The organism is Isosphaeraceae bacterium EP7, from assembly GCA_038400315.1.
GTDB lineage: Bacteria > Planctomycetota > Planctomycetia > Isosphaerales > Isosphaeraceae > EP7.
Genome location: CP151667.1, coordinates 5,875,840 through 5,895,349, shown reverse-complemented (window position 1 = coordinate 5,895,349; position 19,510 = coordinate 5,875,840). Strand labels below are relative to the sequence as shown.

The window sequence follows — 19,510 nt, the reverse complement described above, 5'->3', positions numbered from 1 at the left end:
TTCCGCATCGATCATCGTCGGGCGATCGCCCCGACGCAACCGAGTCAGATGACCTCGGCCGGGGAGACTCGACGATGCTCGACGACCTCCCGGTAGAGGGCGACGTATTCGCGGGCGCTCTGATTCCAGGAGGAGTCCCGCGCCATTCCCGCTCGGACCATCGACATCCAGGCGCCCCGGTCGCGAAAGAGCCTCGTCGCCCTCTCGATCGCGCCCATCAGGGCCTGCGGGGTCGGTTCGTCGAAGGTGACCCCGGTCGCTGTCCTCAAGGCCAGGTTCTCCGGGGTTGCGTCGACCACTGTGTCGGCCAGGCCGCCGGTCTTGTGAACGATCGGCACGGTACCGTAGGCCTGGCTATAGAGCTGGTTCAGGCCGCATGGCTCGTACAAGCTGGGCATCAGGAACAGATCGGCGCCCGCCTCGATCTGGTGTGCCAGCGAGTTCGAAAACTCGAGGAAGACGCGCAGCTTCCCCGAATACCGATGCGCCAGGCGATCGAGGGCCTCGTGGTAGCGCGGGCTCCCTTCGCCGAGGATGACAACCTGCACGTCTCCTTGAAGGTGTTGCTCGGCCACCTCGAGCAACAGGTCCCAGCCCTTCTGGCTGTCGAGGCGGCCGATCTGCGCGAACAGCGGGACATCGGGAAATTCGGTCAGGCTGGCCCGACGCTGGAGCTGGGCTTTGCACTCCGCCTTGCCGATGGCGACGCTCTCGATGTCGTACTTCGCGGCGAGTACAGGGTCGATGCGAGGGTTCCAGACGTCTGTGTCGATGCCGTTGACGATCCCTCGGAGGTCGGCCCCGCGTTGCTGGAGCAGACCTTCCAGGCCGCAGCCGAAGGCCGGGGTCTGGATTTCTCGGGCGTAGGTCGGGCTGACTGTGCTGACGAGATCCGCGAAGACGATGCCCGCCTTCAGAAAGTTAAGCTGGCCGTGGTGCTCGAGCTGCCGGAAGTTGAACAGGCCCCAATCGAGGCCCGTCAATGGCAGGTCCCAATGCCAGAACCATCCCTGATAGGCGAGGTTGTGGATCGTCATCAGCGTGCCGGCCCGGCCGAGTCTCAAGTCGGCGCGGTAAAGCTCATCGAGATAGACCGGGATCAGTCCGGTCTGCCAGTCGTTGCAGTGGAAGACGTCGACATCGAGGTTCAGGAGGCGGACAGTCTCCAGCACAGCCCGGCAGAAGAAGACGAACCGGGCGCAGTTGTCGCCATAATCGACGCCGTCCGTCTGATAGAGCTGTGGCCGGTCGAAGTATTCGGGCTGGTCGATGAGATAAGCGACGACATCCGTGCCGGGAAGCCTCACGAGGAAGACCGAACCCTGGATGATCCGTGGTCCGACGGGAATGTCCAGCCTCAGGCCCGTGTCTTCGAGTTGCAGGCCCGATTGGCGGCTGGACCGGTGGAGTGGGGCGAAGAGACTGGCCCTATGCCCGATCGCGTTGAGCGCGCGGGGGAGCGAGCCTGCGACATCCGCGAGTCCGCCCGTCTTGGAGAACGGGACCGCCTCCGAGGCGACGATCGCGATGTGGAGTGGAGAGTCCTCGCCTGCTCGTCGCATAACCGTCTCGTCAACTGCGTCGATGGCCGTCCGTGGGCCGGCGTCGCGCGACCGTTTCGGCCGCGAGACCGGTCGTCGGTTGTAACGAGTCGCGAGGCGGCGGGCAACCTGGATCGTCGCTCGAGCGATCTCTAAAGCGTTCCTCGAAGTTTGCATTCCCTCGGAGGGGCTCGACTCCGTCGTCCGACCGACCGCACAATGACCCTGCGGCAACTGGCAGGAGACCTCAATACCGGCGGACTCGCGTTTGCAGGGGTCAAGGGGAATGCTTGACAGGAACGTCATCGTCGGCGGATAGTACTCCGCGACCAAGCGGGCGGAGGCCCGTCACGGAAATTGCGCGAATTTTCAGGGTCGAAGGATTGACCACCATGAATCCGCTCACCAACGACGTCGACTCGATCCCGTCTGAACTTCGTGGCCACGTCCCGGCCCTCGACGGCCTGCGAGGGCTGGCCGTGCTCCTGGTCTTGGTCTTCCATATCGCTCAGTCCGAAGTCGCCCCATCCGGCGGGATCGCGCGGGCATTCTATGGTGCGACTCGGATTGGCCAGACGGGTGTAGACCTGTTCTTCGTGCTCTCTGGATTCCTGATTACAGGGATTCTGTACGACACGAAGGCCTCGCCCCGCTACTTCTTCAATTTTTACGGACGCCGCACGCTTCGCATCTTCCCGCTTTACTACGGCGTGCTGATCGCCGCGTTCGTGCTTACGCCCGCTCTTTTCGGCATCGGACCCGTGGGCGTAAACCCCATCTGGCTCTGGACGTACACGGCCAATCTGCCGGCGACGTTCGGGGTTGAGGGGGGCACGTTCGGTCACTTCTGGACGCTGGCGATCGAGGAGCAGTTTTATCTGGTCTGGCCTGCCGTGATCTTCGCGTTCGGGCGTCGACGGCTCATGGGCGTCTGCCTCGGCTGCATCGCGGGCGCCGCGGCCATCCGCGTGGTGATGGAAATTTATGGGTTCTCGTCATTCACGTTCACGCTGGCGCGGATGGATTCGTTGACCCTGGGGGCCTGGCTCGCCCTGGCCGCACGGGGACCGCTGGGGATGGCAGGTTGGCGTGGCAAGGCCTGGGTGACGTCGATCGTGACGGCGGGCCTGGCAGCCCCGATCTATCTGGCGAATTCCGGCTCAGGCGCGGCCTGGTTGCAGGTGTTCAAGTACTCGCTGATCGGCGTCTTTTATGGATCGATCCTGGTGCTTGCCGTAACCTCGAGATGGGCCGCCGTTCCGTTCCGCTCGGCCATGCTTCGCTGGCTGGGGAAGTACAGCTACGGCCTGTACGTCTTCCATCCTCTGTTCATCATGTTGGCGGCTCGGATGACCATGGGAATGCTCGACCCCGGTTGGGCCCTTGCGTCGCGGGTTGGGATCATCGTCGCAGGCTCGATGGCCACAGCCTGGCTTAGTTGGCACCTCTACGAAAAGCGATTCCTCGCCTGGAAAAGCCTTTTCGTCGATACAACCCCGACGACGGCTTCCGACCGGACGCGACCGAGGATGCCAGCCCAGGTTGCCGTGGCTCCCTGAATGGCACGATGGCTTTGGCCCTAGCCCCGAGAAATGGAGCGGCCCCTCGTGCTTGTGAAGCACGAAGGGCCGGAATGTGACGCTCAAATTCCGAAGGTCAAGCCGATCAGTTGGACAGCGCTTCTTGATACGATTCGGAGTGGGTCGGCTGGATCGACTGGAGCTTACGGGTCGCCTCGGTATAGGCGAGAGCAACCTGATCGGCGTCCCAGTCGACCATCCTGGCGGGGAATTCCTGGAGCTTGGCCCAGTTGTTCAGATACTTGAGCAGGCCAACTTCATGGAGTTGCTCCTGCTCTTTGGTCCAGGCGAACAGGGCACGGCCGCTGCGAGGAGCCGAGCCGGCAGGCCGGACATTGGCGTTGTTATTCGCCGGAACAGCCTGCGGAACCGGGGCCGCGACGGCCCTCTGAGGGGCTGAACTGTCCTGCGCGGGCATGTTGAGGGCGGGATCTCGCTCCCGGACGAAGGCCGGGACACCGTCGCGGTAAAGGTACCGAGCGATGCCGAACTTGGCAGCAGCCCGCTTGAAGGCGTCGGAGAAGCCGCTCTTATCGTCGTCGCCCTGGTCGGCCATGCCCGCGTAGCCGCCGGCGTCCTGCTTGGTGACGGTGGAACCGTCCGGCAGGCGAATTGTCAGGCGGCAGAGCACCGAGTTGGCGTTGGGGGCGTAATCGTCCCACCAGTTCTCGGGCCCGAGCACGTCGTCGAGCCGGTTCATGGCGGTCCGGGCGGTGATGTAGTGCAACTGGCGGCCGCCCTGGGAGCGGACGCGGACTTCCTGCGGGTCGAAGGACGCGGCGAGGGCCGCAAATAGGTCGGGATTCTGGGTCATGAGTACCGCCCCCCGGAGGACTGGGCCGCGACTCGATGGTCGTCAGCCCCCCTCGTTTGATGTCGGACACCGGGTGCAAATCAATCGCCTCTTGGACGCGAGAAGCGAAACGGGGCAGGCCAAAGCCCGCGCCGGGTTCGTTTCGTCGGCACGCCGAGGCACAAGTCCAAAGCAAGTGGCGCGCCACCGTCCGACAGGCCGTTCCGGGTGGAACGATCGGTCGGACGGTAGGGATTGTATCGCTTTGGCTGGGGATTGACAAGCGTACAGTGTACGAAATTTTCGGGGGTCAGGCGAGGAGCCGGCTCGAGGTCTCGGTCACGAGCGACGAGACCTGGGTCGAGAAGCCGTACTGGTTCATGATGAGCGCCAGTAGCAGGCATCCGAGCAGGATCGCGCCCAGGGCGATGGAGAGCATCACGACGTAAATGTCGCTCTGCGGGCTCTGGACGAAGACGCCGGGGCGCCCGCCTGCGGGTCGGCTGGGGGCCTTAGCCCCTCGGGTGGATCGTAGACGCGACAATGTCCCCCTCCTCCAGCTTTTTGCCCTGGTACGTCTTGCCGTTGACCAGCGTTCCGACGGCCTGGTTCGGTTCGACCGAGATGATCCGGATCTTGCCGAGATAATCGGTGCTCGGCTTGGTGCGGAAGATGTTCAGCTCGTGGCCGATGATCAGGCCGTCGTCGGAGCCGATGCTGATCTCGACCCGCTTCGACTGGGCATCGATCCGGGTGATGACGCCTTCGACGTCGGGCGGCGGGGCGACCGCGCCCTGGATCTCGGCCTTCACCTGATTGATGTTGTCGGTCAGGCCCTTGCTGCGGAGGAACGCGGCGAGGGTCGAGACCCGATCTCGCAGGTTCTCGTTCAGCTTCTTGGCGACTTCGAGCTGACGCTCGAGCTCGCGGCGGGCGTCTTCAAGGGCGGTCTTGGAGAGCTTGAATTCGTCGGACTGCTTGCGAACCGCCTCATTCTGGGCGCGGAGCAGGTCGACTTCCTTCGTCCTCGCGTTGGCCTCATCCAGCGCCAGCTTGGCTGCCTGCTGGGCGGCCTCGAGCGAGCCCTTGGCCTCCGTCGCCTGCTGCTGGATCTGGGCGATATCGTTGTTGAGCTGGGCGATCTTGTTGTCGAAGTCCTTGACCTCGGTCTCGTGGGTCTTCTTGGCCGCGTCGATCTCGGTCTTCTGCTTGGTCACCTCGGCCGTGAGATTCGAGACCTCGGACTGCTTCTTGTTGAGGACTTCCTTGACCTTGCTCGTCTCGAGTTTCCAGTTCGTGCCCGTCACGAACGCCACCGTCGTGAAGGCGAGGAACAGGAGGGAGAACGCCATGATGGCGATCACCAGGATCTTGCCGACGAACGTCATAGTTCCACCCTAAATGTCAGGAGGAGACGGTCGACCGGCCAACCCTCCGACCACGCCGGCACAGGACGAGCGAGGCGAGGGCGTTTGGTCCGTTCGCGTCCGAAGTGAGGGTATGAGCACACGCCCGGCGACGACGCCGTGGGCGTGTGCCGAGTTAGGTTCGATCTATCGTATCGGCGCAACGCAAGTCGCGGCAAGGAGGGTCAGGGCACAGATCGAGACCTACGCCCTGACAACCCATGGCTCGCGCCGTTGTGCAACCTGATTGGGGCAAACTTACCTCATCATCCGCCTTGGGGCAAGCCGGGAAGATTGGCGGAGATAGGTTGGTGGCGTGTCTTGCCCAGGAATGCCATGACCGTGACGGCCAGACAGGCCGCCAGGCAGAGACCGCCGACCCAATCTCCGAGCCTGGTATACAGGCTCACGCGGCCATCGAGCGGGGTGACGACGCTCAGGATGTCCTCGGTCATCTTGGGCAAGCTGGCGATGATCTTGCCGTTGCCGTCGATGATCGCCGAGATGCCGGAATTCACCGCACGGGCCAGGGGAACCCGGTTCTCGACGGCCCGAAAGACGCTGACGGCCAGGTGCATCTCGTGTTCCGGCGACCCGTGGAACCAGCCGTCATTGGTCAGATTCAAGAGGACATCGGGCGCGCGCCCCGTGGCGTCCGGGACCATGCCGCGCCTGACGACGCGGGCCACCGTGTCCTCGAAGCAGATGGCGACGGCATAACGCCAGGAGTTGACGTCGAGTGGCGGCGTCTCGCGGCCGAACGACAGGTTGGGGACGTAACCATCGCGGTACGGGGTCAGCGTGATGAGCCAGGGGAAGACTTCGAAGAGCGGGATGTACTCGCCGAACGGGACGAGGAAGAGTTTGTGATAGGCCTGCGACACGGCCTTGCCGGGCTCGATGACGACGGCCGAATTGAATCGCGAGGCCCCCCCCCGAGCGAAGTCGTACAAGGTCACCCCAACGACCATGGGCGTCTTCAGGTAGCCGGCGAGTTCGAGCAAATAGCCATCGGTGATGCGTTTCTGCTCGTTGTACCAGGCTGGCTCTCGGTTGGGGCCGTAGACCTTGCCTTGCGTCTCCAACTCGGACGCGGAGAGGCCGCCGGCGATCTGGACGAGGCCGTGGGGGTACGAGGTCTCGGGCCAGACGAGGAGGTCGGGCCGCTCCTTGGCCTTGGCCAGTCGAGCGATCATAGCCTCGATATCGGCGATGATCTTTGTGCTCTCGGCCCTGTTCTTGTAGCTCTGGGGGATATTCGTCTGCATCAAGGCGATGCGCGGGCCGGCCTCGAAGCGGGACGTCGCGAGCCGGATCCCGCCGTAGGCGAGGGTCGCGATCAGCAAGGCTGAGGTGACGATCACCCCGCGGATCGCGTCACGGTCGAGTTGCGGGTGGCCCAGATTGGCGGGATTGGTCCACGAGAGCAACGCTTTCGTGAGTGTTGCGTTGACCAGGGCGATCAGGAGGCTCAGGCCCAGCGCACCCGTGAGGTCGGCCATCTGGATCACCGGGAGCATCCGGAACTGGCTATGGGCCAGGTAATACCAGGGGAACCCGGTCAGGATGTAAGAGCGGACCAACTCCAGGGCAACCCACATGATCGGTGCGGCGGCCAGCGGCGAGATTCTCAGCCGAAGCACGGCCGTGCGGGTCAGCCAGACGAACAGGGGCCAGCCGAGGGAGAGGAAGGTGGCCATGACCAGCCAACCCAGCCAGGCGGTCTCGTCGGTATGCCGGATCCACTGGATGGCGAGCACCCAGAAGACCAGGCCGCCCAGCCAGGCCCCGAAGTAGATCGACCGGGCGGGCCGTTGGCTGCCGAGGACCGAGAAGAAGGGGACGAGCGAGACCCAGGCGAGCCAACTGGCCTCGGCCGGCGGGAAGGTGGCCCAGGTGAGCAGTGCCGAAGCGACCGAGAGCAACGCCGGGCTGCGGTCAAGCGGAGACCTCGGCTGTGGGGAGACCGCGATCGTTTCGGGGGTCATCGGTCGGGTGCTCAAGGCTGGGGGAGGTCCGGGGATCGGCCGCGGGTCTGGAGGATATCGACCTCCTCGCCGGCTCGATAGTGACGGTCGCCTTCGGCGAACCGGATCAAGGCGTCGGAGTCGGTCAGGCTCCGGAGGTCGGCCGAACCCGCCCAGTCGAGCGGCCGGATCGCGATCGACCCGTCTCGAAATTCATACCGAGAAGGGTGATACGTCGGGCGGTCGCCGCGATGGGCGAAGTCCGTGCTGAGCCGGAGCCTTGCCCAACGAGTCCGATCCTGACGGTGAGTCATCTTGTCGAGGGCCGGGGCGACGAAGACGTGAAAATTGACGAAGCCACTGGCCGGGTTGCCCGGCAAGCCGAAGACCAGGCAGCGCGGGCGTTCCGACCGGTTCGGCCCGAGCCCGAGCAGCAGCGGCTTGCCCGGCTTGATCCGGACCTTGTGGAAGACGGTCTCCACGCCCAGTAACCCCAGGGCATGCGGGACCAGGTCGCGGACCCCGGCCGAGACGCCGCCAATGATGAGCAGGACGTCGGCGTCCAGCCCTTCTTTGAGGGCGAGGGTGAGCGGGCCTTCGTCGTCGGGTGCGATCGGGTAAAGGGTGGCGAGGGCGCCGGCTTCGCGAGCCAGGGCGGCCAGCATCGGGCCATTGGAGTTGCGGATCTGGCCCGGGCCGGGCTGGAAGTCGGCCTCGACCAACTCGTCACCGGTCGGGACGACGGCGACTCGGGCCGGCCCAAACGCGGCGATCCTGGGCCGGCCGACGGCCGCGAGGAGGCCGATGAGCGCGGGACTGAGGACGTCGCCGAGGCGTGCGACGAGGTCTCCGGCACGCATCTCGCGGCCCCTGGGCATCAGGTTCCTGCCCGGCCTGGGGGCATCATCGAGGAACTCGACCAGGTCGCCCGCGAGCACGGTCCGCTCGATCATCACGACGGCATCGGCGCCCTCGGGCATGGGCGCCCCGGTCATGATCGAGGCTGCCTCGCGTGGGCCCAGTGGAGTGTCCGGGCTCTGACCCGCGAGGATCTGGCGGCCCAGAGGCAACGACGAGCCCGCCGCCCCGAGGTCGGAGGACCGCACGGCGTAGCCGTCGACGAGAGCCTTGGTGAAGGGGGGAGAGTCGAGGTCGGCGGAGACATTCTCGGCCAGGATCAGGCCGCCTGCGTCTCCGAGCGAGACGAGGTGCGCGGGCAGTGGCTCGGCGGCGGCCAGCACCGCGAGTGTCGCTTCCTTGTCGGTCAGCATGGACGGGGCGCCCGTCGTGATTCGGGGTGGTTGACCGGGCCTCGCGTCACGACGCGGCCGGCGCGGGCGGAGTGGCCGGCGTCTCGAGAAAGTTCCTCAGCAGCTTCGACCCCTCCAGGGTCAGGAAGCTCTCGGGGTGATATTGCACCCCTTCCAGGGCAAACCGCTCGTGGCGGATGCCCATGATCTCGTTCTCCTCGGTCCAGGCGACGACCTTGAACTCGGGGGGGAGCGTGCCGGGCCGGATGACGAGGCTGTGGTAACGCGTCGCCTGGAACGGGTTGGAGAGGCCCCGGTAAACCCCCTGGCCGTCGTGGTAGATCAGGGACGTCTTGCCGTGCATGATCCGCTCGGCCCGCTCGACGATCGCGCCGTAGGTGTGGCCGATGCACTGGTGGCCCAGGCAAACGCCGAGCAGGGGAATCTTGCCGGCGAAACGCTCGATGACGGCGTTGGAGATGCCGGCCTCGCGCGGCGTGCAAGGGCCGGGCGAGATGATCAGGTGGGTGGGGCGGCTCGCCTCGATCTCGTCGGGCGTGATCTGGTCATTGCGCACGACGCGTAGGTCGAGCGTCGGGTCGATCTCCCCAAACCTCTGGACGAGGTTGTAGGTGAACGAGTCGTAATTGTCGATCAGCAGGATCATGCGGTTCCCGGAAGGGGGGTCAGCCCGCGCGGATGGTTCCGAGAAATCGAGGGGCGCGGATCTCCGCCTCGTCCGGATCGTACCCATTCGTGGGCGCGACCGGAAGTGGCAGACCGCGCTTCCGGCGACATGGTTCGGTTTGCGCGTGTAGGCTCTGCGTTGGTGGCACGAGCGTCTCGCCCGCGGCAGGATCGCCGCGAGCACTTTGGCTCGGCCTGTCCCACTTGAGCCTGGCGCATCGAGCAGCCCGGCCGATCATGGAGGTGAGCATGACTGGCGCGTTGGCCTCGCTTGCACTCGCGATCTCCCTGGGAGCCGTCGCCGGCCCCCCCGCCCACAACCATCCGGTCCAGGGCCACTCCCACGGCGGAGGGGGCCAGATTCTTGGCCCCGGGCCCGGCAACGGATACGGATTCCCGAATGGGAACCCCGATGGCTACGGCTGGGTCGATTTCGGGACGGCTCTGCCGATCGGCGCCGATCGGATCGCCGAATATTACTTCCCGCGCTATCTCGCCGCCCCGCCAATCCAGATGTTCCTCCCCAGCTACTACAACCCGTATGTCACCCGCGGTCAGCGCTACATCGCTTACGCAGGCTGCGGTGGCTGCCACCCGATGGGAGGCCCGGCGATTGCCAGCGCGATGACGCCCGTCTTCCCCTACGAAGAGGCGCTGGCGAGGGACTCCGGAATCGCCACGCCCAAGTTCAGTGGTCGGGTGGAGGCGACGCCGATTGCTCCCGGTGGTTCGGGTTTGACCCCCTGATCGGCCGTGATCTCGCGAGCGTCTGAGCTGGCCGCTTCGGCCCCGAGAATCGCTCGGGGCCGAAGCGGCCTCGAGCGTCTAACGAGGCGTGCTGGCCCGGCGATGTCGCACCTAAATCGGGGCAGTCCCTTGCCCAGCCTGCCATGTTCGGGCGAAAATGATTCGTGCCGGTGGCGAACCAACAAGGTCGGTGCGGCGTAGCAAGCGTGACGCCGCCCTGCCGTCTTGGCAAATCGCCGGCGTCTTCTGGCGGATTCCGGGGCTCGCGAGTCGACCCCCGTGTCGTCTCGCCTCGGACGATTCTTCCGATTCATCGAGCAGATCTTCTATCCGCACATACGTGCCCGCCGGTCTCGAGTGCGTCCGCGCGGCGGACTCGACGAGGTCGCCGAGGGCGGCCGAAATCGTCTCCATCTTTCGTCCCCGAATAAGGCGCCCGCGATGAGCCGAGACGTCATCATTGAGACCCGGAACCTGACGAAGGTCTACCGCGACTTCTGGGGCAGGCCGAAGGTCCAGGCCCTCAAGGCGCTCGACCTGAAGGTCTATCGGGGAGAGATCTTCGGTGTCCTCGGACCGAACGGTTCGGGCAAGACCACCACGATCAAGCTGCTCCTCGGTCTGCTCTTCCCCACCGAGGGGGATGCCTTCATCTTCAACGAGCCGACGACCAACGTCGCCAAGAATGAGCGGATCGGCTACCTCCCCGAGGAGTCGTACCTCTACAAGTTCTTGAACGCCGAGGAGACGCTGCACTTCTACGGGCGGCTCTTCAAGATGTCGCGGGCCGAGCGCACCAAGCGGGTCGACCGCCTGATCGACATGGTCGGTCTCTCGGGCGCCAAGCACCGGCAGCTCCGCGAATATTCCAAGGGGATGCAGCGCCGGATCGGCCTGGCCCAGGCCCTGATCAACAATCCCGAGCTGATCCTCCTGGACGAGCCGACCAGCGGCCTCGACCCGATCGGCACGTCGGAGATCAAGGAGCTGATTCGCGACCTCCGAGAGCAGGGCAAGACGATCGTCCTGTCGGGTCACCTTCTGGCCGACATGCAGGACATCTGCGACCGGATCGCCATCCTTCACCGCGGCGAGCTGAAAGAGCTCGGCAAGGTGAGCGACCTGCTGACGGTCCAGGACGTCACCCAGTTCAAGGTGCGCGACCTGCCCGACACGGCGCTCGAAGAGATCAAGGGCGTCCTGGGACGTCACGGCGCGCAACTCCTGGCGGTCGATCACCCGACGACCACGCTGGAAGAACTCTTCCTGCGCATCGTCCGCGAGAGCGACCTGCACCCGGGCCGACGCCGGGTGGGCGACAAGCCGGGCGACGCCGGCCTGCCCACGATGACTCCCGAAGAGCTGGCGGCCGTCCCGGGCAAGAACTGAGCCCCGCCGCCGCCTCTCCTTGTTTTTTCGAAACGCCAAGGCGGGCGGGCCCGGATCGAATCCGGGCTTTTGCCCTTGCCCATCCACGCAGCACGCTCCCCGCGGCATTACGACCTACCGACTGACGACGGCTCGGCTGAACGCCCGCGACGATCCGCGCGGCGCCCGAGGAGTGATCTCCGATGGTCTCGTTGCTCCCTACATTGATGCTCTGGGCGCAAGCCGGTCCCGGCCCGGCGGGCCCTCGCCCCTGGCTGGATATCCCCTTGCAGTGGCTGCTGGTCTTCGGCGACCCGATGTATTCGGTCCCGGGGCTCCTCGGCTCGCTGATCACCTGGTTGAAAATCGTGGGCCTGCTCACGCTGATGGGCTGGGTGGGCTCGCGGGTGCTGCGGGCCGCCAAGGAGGGGGGGCAAGTCCGCCTCGACTGGCTGTCGATCGCCGCGCTGGCGGCCCTCGCGGGCCTGATCGGGACGTCGTTCCTTCAGGTCCTTGTCGCGACCCAGCGAGTGAGGTCGTTCGGCCTCGGCGGCATCCCGCTGACGACGGTCCTGGCGACCGGCTTCGGCCTGGTGCTGCTGGCCTGGGTCGAAAAGTTGCTCTGGACGACCGTCGGCCGGGTCGGCCACAAGTCCGACCCGCTGGTCCTGATCGGGGCCCACCTGGCCCTGGTGCTCGGCTTCTTCGCCGCCCTAGGCCTGCTCAACACGACCCTCACGCCGGCATCCTTCCCGTACGTCCTGGCCTCTGGTGCCCGGCTGGGCGCAACCTACATGGGCTTCGTGGCCCTGATCCAACTCGCCCTCATCCTCTCCACCGAGCTGGCGGCCATCCGCTGGCGCCGTCTCTACTCGATCGCCAACTTCAGCATCCTGGAAGCCAACCGCCGGATGTGGGCCCCCTACGTGGTGCTCGTGATCTTCGGCGTGATCCTGGCCTTCACCCACTGGTTTCTCCAGGCCCCTCGCGCGGCCGAGATGGGCCGGCTGTATGTCGGCATGCTGACCCTGCTCTGCTCGCTGCTCCTGACGGTCATGGTGACGATCCTGTCGTCGATCAGCCTACCCAATGACATCCGCCAGCAGACGATCTACACGATCGTCAGCAAGCCGGTGCGTCGGCTGGAGCTGATCTGGGGACGCCTGATCGGCTACATGGGCCTGGTCACGGTGATGATCGCCATCTTCGGCGGCATCAGCCTCTTCTACCTGAGCAGGACCGTCGGCGGGACGATCAGCAAGGTCGACGAGGATGCAAAGAAGTACACCTCGCAGAACCTGACCACCCAGGCCAAGGCCGCCCGCGATCAGGCCGATCAGCTGCGTACCCGAATGTCGGCCCGAGTGCCCGTGAAGGGCTCGCTGACATTCCTGGACTCGCTGGGCAAGCCGCACTACAAGGGCATCGATGTCGGCCAGGAGACCGAGCGACGGAGCTTCGTCGAAGGGGCGACCCCGTCGGCGGCCATCTGGGTCTTCGGTGTTGTGCCCGACCCGATCGATCCCAAGCTGCCGCTGGATCGGCGGATCCCGGTCGACCAGTTCCTCCGCAAGGACACGATCGAAGACCTCCAGAATCGCCGCGGCGACCTGCTCGTCCAGACCCAGTCTGCCGAGCAGGCCAAGGGCCGCCCCGACCTTCCGGCCGCTGAATCGTCGAGGCTGACCACGGCGATCTCGCGGAACATGGAGGAGGTCAAGGGGCTCGACGCCCAGATCGCCCGCATGGTCACGCAGTCGGCCGACTTGCTGAAGAAGGCCGACGCCGACGAGGCGGCCGGAAAGGCCGCGGACGCCGACAAGACCAGGCGCGACGAGCGGGCCTTGCACTCGCCCGACGTCCCCGCCGAGATGACCTTCAGCGTCTACAGGACGACCAAGGGGATCGTTGGCGACCCCGTCTACGCGTCGATCCAGGCGGTCAACCCCGTGACCAATGCCCGGTTCGAGGACACGTTCGCCATCCGCGAGTACTACACCAACAAGCTCCTCCTGCCGGCTACGCTGCTGGCCGGCTCGCAGGGTGCCCTCCGTATCGAGGTCCGCTGTCTCAGCCCGACCCAGTATCTGGGGATGGCCGAGAGCGACCTGTACCTGGTCGCCCCGTCGGGCACGTTCGGCTGGAACTTCCTCAAGGGACTCTTCGGAGTCTGGCTCCAGGCGATGGTGCTGACGGCCATCGGAGTCTTCGCCGGGTCGTTCCTGAGCTGGCCGGTGGCACTCCTGCTGACGATCGCCTTCTTCGTGGCGGGCCAGATGGCATTCGGCTTCCTGCAAGAGTTCGCCCTCAAGGCGATCCAGATGCAGGGGGGCGGGCCGTTCGAGTCGCTGATCCGGCTGCTCTCGCACGAGAACCTGGTCAACGACCTGTCGCCGACGATGGCCGTCGTCGTGGCCAAGACGCTCGACTCGCTGGTCCTGCCGGTCATGTCGAGGCTGGTCTACATCGTGCCGAACTTCACTGCGCTTGACGTGAGCAACACGGTGGCCGAGGGCTACGCCGTCGGCGGCCGCCTGCTGCTCGAGAACACGCTGATGGCCCTCGCCTACGCCCTCCCATTCACCATCGCCGGCTATTTCATCTTGAAGAATCGCGAGGTGGCCGCTTGAAAACGAACCCCAACCAGTCGCGCAAGCTCCTCTACGGGCTGGCGATCGTCGTCATCTTCGGCGCGATCTACCCGTACACTTCGTGGCTCAACAAGGTGAAGGCCGAGAAGGACCTCGGCGAGGCGACCATCGGCCAGGTCGACACCGGCAGCTTCATGCTGAAGCTGGCCCTGCTGGGCGGGGCACGCGGCATCGCGGCCAACGTCCTCTGGAATCGCGCCGAGGAGATGAAGCGGGCGCAAGACTGGGACAAGATGAAGTCGACCGTCGACCTCATCACCAAGCTCCAGCCCCACTTCCTCTCGGTCTGGACGTTCCAGGGGTGGAACCTGGCCTACAACGTCTCGGTCGAGTGGGACGCCCCCGAAGACAAGTACGAGTGGATCAAGCAGGGGATCAAGTTCCTGAAGGATGGCGTCCGCAAGAACGCCAAGTCGCCCGACCTTCGGTGGGACACCGCCTGGACTTACTACCACAAGCTCGGCTTCTCCGACGAGACGATCATCCTCCGTCGTCTCTTCCGCGACGACCCCGACGACGACTTTAAGACCGACCCCATCGAGAATGTCGTCCACAACGACAACTTCCTTCTCGGTCGTGGCTGGTTCCAGTCGGCCATCGACCTGGTCGACCTCGGTCAGGAGCGGCTCGTCTCTGGCGCCGAAGATGTCGTCGAGTTCGTCGATGCCCCGGTCCAGCGCAAGGGCCGTCCCGGAGATCTGGCCTTCCGCTCGATGCCCCCTCACGCCCAGACCCGCTACGCGGCCGGGCTGGAGAAGGAGAGCATCATGGGGATCGAGGCCACCTTCGGCGAGGTCGCCAAGAACGAGTGGGACAAGGCGCTCCGCGAGTGGGTCCGTTTCGGCTCCTACACCTTCCCGGTGCACAACAACATCGAGGATTACGCGGGCCAGGTGGTGAAAATGGACGACGCCACCAACCCCGTTGTCTACGACACGCTCCATCCGAACGTGAAGTACTGGACCGAGCGTTGGGCCTCGCAGATGAACTACCCTTACTGGAAAGACCGCTGCGCGGCGGAGAAGACCGACGAGGGCGTCCAGGCCCGGCGGCTCTTCTACGAGGGGACCAAGGCCTACAAGCGGGCCGAGTTCCCCGCCGCCAAGGTCAAGTTCGAGGAGGGCCTCGGCATCTGGGCCAAGTTGCTGGAAAACCACACCGCGTATCGCAATGACGACCTGAACAAGAAAGACACCGGTCTCGTCGCCCAGCGATACCTGCGGACGTTGACCCAGCTCAACGAGGAAATTCCGGACAAGACCCCGTTCCTCGACCTCGCCAGGGCGGCGTCCAAGGACACCACCCGCGACCCCTTCGATGCACTCGAGATGATGCCCACCAACAGCCGGAGCGGTGCGACTTCACCCCCGCCCGCGAGCCGCTGAGGCTCATCCCAAACTCGGACGCTTCACCTCGAACCCCCCGGCGTCCACCGGGGGGTTCGTCGTCGACAGGTGGCCTCGGGGGTCGCTCGTGCGTACCATAATCGGGTGATGCGAGGCCGTCGCGGCCCTCGGCCTGATTCCCCGACTCATTTCACGGCAGATCGCGATCCCATGAGCAGCCCAAGCCCCGAAGGCCAGGTCATCCGCGTCGGACACAGCCCGGACTCGGATGACGCCTTCATGTTCTATGCCCTGACCCACGACAAATTCGACACGGGCGGGCTGACGTTCGTCCACCAGCTTGAAGACATCGAGACTCTCAACCGACGAGCCCTGCAAGGTGAGCTGGAGGTGTCCGCCGTCAGCATCCACGCCTTTGCCCACCTGGCCGACAAGTACGCGTTGCTGGCCTCGGGCTCGAGCATGGGCGACCGCTATGGCCCGACGATCATCACCCGCGAGCCGAAGACGCTCGACGAATTGAAGGCCGCCGGCACCACGATCGCCATCCCGGGCACCCTGACGACGGCCTATCTCACCTTGCAACTCTGCCTCGGCAAGGACGTCCCCGTCGTCGTCATGCCGTTCGATGAGATCCTCCCCGCCGTGGCTGAAGGACGGGTCGACGCCGGGCTCATCATCCACGAAGGACAGCTCTATTACGGCGAGAAGGGCCTGCACAAGGTCGTCGACCTGGGTGAGTGGTGGTTCGGCGAGACCGGCCTGCCGCTGCCCCTTGGTGGCAACGTCGTCCGCAAGGATCTGGGGGCCGAGAAGGTCGAGCTGATCGCCAGGCTGCTCAGGCAGAGCATCGAATACGCCCTGGCCAACCGCCAGGAGGCGCTGGACTACGCCCTCCAGTACGCCCGCGATCTCGACCCCAAGCTGGCCGATCGATTCGTGGGGATGTACGTCAACGAGTGGACCGTGGATTACGGCCCCCGCGGCCGCGAGGCGGTCCGGGCCCTGCTGGGCCGCGCCGAGCGTGAGGGCCTGATCCCCGGCCCGCTTTCCGTCGAATTCGTGGGTTGAACCACGGCTCAAGGCGAGATCCGGGCCGCGGTCGCATGCCGGCGCATCTTCGTGTATCATCGGAGGACCGCGGCCACGCCTCTTGCGCCCCACTTCAGGCGTGGCCTCGTCGCGGATGCTCGGGCCGTCGGGCCCGCCCGGAACTCTCGCCTCAGCCAAGGTTGTCAGGATCATGCTTAATAGCTTCGGCGCGCTGGGTTCCCTCGAGGTCGACGGCCGGACCTTCAAAATCCACCGCCTCGATGCGTTGGCCGGCCAGGGCGTGGATCTCGCCCGGCTCCCCTTCTCGCTCAAGGTCCTGCTCGAAAACCTGCTCCGCAACGAGGACGGGACGACGGTGACCGCCGACGACATCGTCGGCCTGAGCAAGTGGGACGCCAAGGCGATCCCCAGCCGAGAGATCGCGTTCCGCCCCAGCCGCGTGCTACTCCAGGACTTCACCGGCGTTCCCGCCGTTGTCGACCTGGCCGCCATGCGCGACGCCATGAAGCGGATGGGGGGCGACCCCACGCGGATCAACCCGCTCCAGCCCGTCGAGCTGGTGATCGACCACTCGGTGCAGGTTGACGAAGCCGGCACCGCGCTCGCCTTCGTCACCAATGCCGAGCTGGAATTCGCCCGCAACCGCGAGCGGTACGCGTTCCTCCGCTGGGGCCAGACCGGATTCGAGAATTTCCGCGTCGTGCCGCCCGACACGGGGATCGTCCACCAGGTGAACCTTGAATACCTGGCGCGGGTCGTCTTCACCTCGACCGATATCGCCGGTCACGAGAACGACCCCGAGCCGGCCGCCTACCCGGATACCCTGGTCGGCACCGACTCGCACACCACGATGATCAACGGCCTCGGCGTGCTCGGCTGGGGCGTCGGCGGCATCGAGGCCGAGGCGGCCATGCTCGGCCAGCCCGTGTCGATGCTCGTGCCGCAGGTCGTCGGCTTCCGGCTCCTGGGCACCCTCAGGGAGGGCTCGACGGCCACCGACCTGGTGCTCACCGTCACCGAGATGCTCAGGCGCAAAGGCGTCGTTGGCAAGTTCGTCGAGTTCTACGGCGAAGGCCTCGCGACCCTCCCCCTGGCCGACCGCGCCACCATCGCCAACATGGCGCCCGAATATGGGGCGACCTGCGGGATCTTCCCGATTGACGACGAGACGATCCGCTACCTCCGTCTCTCCGGCCGGCCCGAGCCGCTCATCAAGCTGGTCGAGGCCTATTACAAAGAGCAGGGGATGTACTACACGGTGGGCGCCCCCGAGGCGATCTACACCGACACCCTGGAGCTGGACCTCTCGACCGTCGAGCCGAGCCTGGCCGGCCCCAAGCGCCCTCAGGACCGCGTGCCCCTGAGCCAGGCGAAGGAAAGCTTCGCCAAGGCCCTGAAGGTCATGCTCGACGTCAAGCCGGTTGCGGCGAGCAAGCCCGCGGCGGCGACCGTCGGGGCGACGAACGACGTCAAGAGCGAGGCCAGGCTGGAAGGAGAAGGGGGAGGCGGCACCGCGGTTGGGTCGGAAGATCCGTTCGCCCCCTCCGCCGCAGTCCGCCCGCTACGGTCGGGCGTCATCGATCACGGGTCGGTCGTCATCGCCGCCATCACCAGCTGCACCAACACGTCCAACCCCTCGGTCATGATCGCCGCCGGACTGGTGGCCAAGAAGGCCGTGGCCAGGGGCCTGACGACCAAGCCCTGGGTGAAGGCCAGCCTCGCCCCAGGCTCGAAGGTTGTTACGAACTACCTGGACGACGCCGGGCTGACCGAGCCGCTGAACGCCCTCAGGTTCAACCTGGTCGGCTACGGCTGCACCACCTGCATCGGCAACTCGGGGCCGCTCCCGCTGGAGATCAGCAAGGCGATCCAGGACGACGACCTCGTCGCCGTCGCCGTGCTCTCGGGCAATCGCAACTTCGAAGGTCGGATCAACTCCGACATCCGGGCCAACTACCTGGCCTCTCCTCCCCTGGTTGTCGCCTACGCCCTGGCCGGGACGATGAACATCGACCTGATCAATGAGCCCCTCGGCGACGACCCGTCAGGAAATCCGGTCTACCTGAAGGACATCTGGCCGACCCAGGCCGAGGTGGCCGAGGCCGTCACCAAGAGCGTCCGCGCCGACCACTTCCACTCGGAATACGCCGACGTCTTCAAGGGCGACGAGCACTGGAACTCGCTCCAGGTCCCCATCGGCGACCTCTACGAGTGGGACCAGTCGTCCACTTACGTGAAGAACCCGCCTTACTTCGACGGGATGACCCTGGAGCCGCCGCCCGTCCGCGAGATCGTGGACGCCCGCGTGCTGGCCTTGCTGGGCGACAGCATCACAACTGACCACATCTCGCCCGCCGGTTCCATCAAGGTCCAGGGGCCCGCCGGCCGATACCTGACCGAGCATGGCGTGGGCGTCAAGGATTTCAACTCCTACGGCGCCCGGCGCGGCAACCATGAAGTGATGGTGCGCGGGACGTTCGCCAACATCCGGCTCCGCAATCGCCTGGCACCGGGGACCGAAGGCGGGGTCACCCGTCTGCTGCCCGAGGGCGAGGTGATGTCGATCTTCGACGCCGCCGAACGGTATCGGGAGCGGGATGTCCCCCTGGTCGTCCTGGCCGGCAAGGAATACGGCTCGGGCTCGTCGCGTGACTGGGCGGCCAAGGGGCCGAAGCTGCTCGGGATCCGGGCGGTCATCGCAGAGAGCTACGAGCGGATCCACCGCTCGAATCTCGTCGGCATGGGGATCCTCCCGCTCCAGTTCGGCGCCGGCGACAACGCCGAGGGCCTTGGCCTCACCGGCGAGGAACTCTTCTCGATCCAGGGGCTGGCCGAGGGAATCGCGACCGAGTTTGCGAATGGCAAGCAGGTCGAGGTCGTGGCCAAACGCCCCGACGGCGAGGAGCATCGATTCCAGGCGACCGTCCGGATCGACACGCCCCAGGAGATCCGTTATTATCAGCACGGCGGCATCCTGCCTTACGTCCTGCGACAACTCCTGACCGGCCGCGAATAGCCCCCGTCTGCCGCGGCCGTGACGTCCGTCGCCACCCGGTCGGGATCCCCCGATCTCATGCGATGCAAGCCCGGCGAGCTCCCCACTCGCCGGCAATCCGGCCCC

At 65.7% G+C, this 19,510-nt stretch carries 14 protein-coding genes; 7 read left to right on the top strand and 7 right to left on the bottom strand.

All coding sequences use genetic code 11. The features are described from left to right. Nucleotides 1-44: 44 nt before the first annotated feature. Complete coding sequence (glgA, locus tag EP7_RS23295) at nucleotides 45-1,562, bottom strand: glycogen synthase GlgA (RefSeq protein WP_463524558.1); 1,518 nt, start codon at nucleotides 1,560-1,562, stop codon at nucleotides 45-47. A 371-nt stretch (nucleotides 1,563-1,933) separates the two neighbouring features. On the opposite strand from glgA, the gene EP7_RS23290 reads away from it, so the two are divergent. Then, the gene (locus EP7_RS23290) at nucleotides 1,934-3,100 is read left to right on the top strand and encodes an acyltransferase family protein (protein WP_463524557.1); all 1,167 of its coding nucleotides are present in this window, start codon (nucleotides 1,934-1,936) and stop codon (nucleotides 3,098-3,100) included. A 106-nt stretch (nucleotides 3,101-3,206) separates the two neighbouring features. Here EP7_RS23290 and EP7_RS23285 read toward each other — a convergent pair whose 3' ends face one another. The 6 genes from EP7_RS23285 to EP7_RS23260 form a co-directional block, all read right to left on the bottom strand. Beyond that, the gene (locus tag EP7_RS23285) at nucleotides 3,207-3,935 is read right to left on the bottom strand and encodes a Rad52/Rad22 family DNA repair protein (protein ID WP_463524556.1); all 729 of its coding nucleotides are present in this window, start codon (nucleotides 3,933-3,935) and stop codon (nucleotides 3,207-3,209) included. Nucleotides 3,936-4,224: 289 nt separating this feature from the next. Further along, a complete protein-coding gene (locus EP7_RS23280; protein ID WP_463524555.1) occupies nucleotides 4,225-4,458 on the bottom strand; it encodes a hypothetical protein in 234 nt (77 codons plus the stop codon). Next, nucleotides 4,427-5,302 carry a hypothetical protein gene (locus EP7_RS23275; RefSeq protein ID WP_463524554.1) on the bottom strand — a complete coding sequence of 292 codons (876 nt, stop codon included), beginning with the start codon at nucleotides 5,300-5,302 and terminating at the stop codon, nucleotides 4,427-4,429. Before EP7_RS23275 ends, EP7_RS23280 begins: the two co-directional genes overlap by 32 nt. A 284-nt stretch (nucleotides 5,303-5,586) precedes the next feature. Further along, nucleotides 5,587-7,308 (bottom strand): apolipoprotein N-acyltransferase, encoded by a 1,722-nt coding sequence (lnt, locus tag EP7_RS23270; protein WP_463524553.1) that lies wholly within the window; start codon nucleotides 7,306-7,308, stop codon nucleotides 5,587-5,589. 11 nt (nucleotides 7,309-7,319) lie between these two features. After that, nucleotides 7,320-8,558, bottom strand: coding sequence for a molybdopterin molybdotransferase MoeA (locus tag EP7_RS23265; RefSeq protein WP_463524552.1), 1,239 nt, complete (start codon nucleotides 8,556-8,558; stop codon nucleotides 7,320-7,322). A 46-nt stretch (nucleotides 8,559-8,604) separates the two neighbouring features. Continuing rightward, nucleotides 8,605-9,204, bottom strand: coding sequence for an anthranilate synthase component II (locus EP7_RS23260; protein ID WP_463524550.1), 600 nt, complete (start codon nucleotides 9,202-9,204; stop codon nucleotides 8,605-8,607). Between the two features lie 269 nt (nucleotides 9,205-9,473). On the opposite strand from EP7_RS23260, the gene EP7_RS23255 reads away from it, so the two are divergent. The 6 genes from EP7_RS23255 to acnA all read left to right on the top strand — a co-directional run bounded on the left by EP7_RS23255 (nucleotide 9,474) and on the right by acnA (nucleotide 19,405). After that, nucleotides 9,474-9,971, top strand: a complete 498-nt coding sequence (locus tag EP7_RS23255) for a hypothetical protein (protein WP_463524548.1) — start codon at nucleotides 9,474-9,476, stop codon at nucleotides 9,969-9,971. Between the two features lie 441 nt (nucleotides 9,972-10,412). Then, the gene (locus EP7_RS23250) at nucleotides 10,413-11,360 is read left to right on the top strand and encodes an ABC transporter ATP-binding protein (RefSeq protein ID WP_463524546.1); all 948 of its coding nucleotides are present in this window, start codon (nucleotides 10,413-10,415) and stop codon (nucleotides 11,358-11,360) included. Nucleotides 11,361-11,542: 182 nt separating this feature from the next. Beyond that, complete coding sequence (locus EP7_RS23245) at nucleotides 11,543-13,969, top strand: hypothetical protein (RefSeq protein WP_463524544.1); 2,427 nt, start codon at nucleotides 11,543-11,545, stop codon at nucleotides 13,967-13,969. Continuing rightward, nucleotides 13,966-15,375 carry a hypothetical protein gene (locus EP7_RS23240; RefSeq protein ID WP_463524542.1) on the top strand — a complete coding sequence of 470 codons (1,410 nt, stop codon included), beginning with the start codon at nucleotides 13,966-13,968 and terminating at the stop codon, nucleotides 15,373-15,375. The genes EP7_RS23245 and EP7_RS23240 overlap by 4 nt, the downstream gene beginning before the upstream one ends. Before the next feature lie 171 nt (nucleotides 15,376-15,546). After that, nucleotides 15,547-16,407 carry a menaquinone biosynthesis family protein gene (locus EP7_RS23235; protein ID WP_463524541.1) on the top strand — a complete coding sequence of 287 codons (861 nt, stop codon included), beginning with the start codon at nucleotides 15,547-15,549 and terminating at the stop codon, nucleotides 16,405-16,407. A gap of 172 nt (nucleotides 16,408-16,579) precedes the next feature. Next, nucleotides 16,580-19,405 carry an aconitate hydratase AcnA gene (gene acnA, locus EP7_RS23230; RefSeq protein ID WP_463524539.1) on the top strand — a complete coding sequence of 942 codons (2,826 nt, stop codon included), beginning with the start codon at nucleotides 16,580-16,582 and terminating at the stop codon, nucleotides 19,403-19,405. The last annotated feature ends 105 nt before the right edge of the window (nucleotides 19,406-19,510 follow it).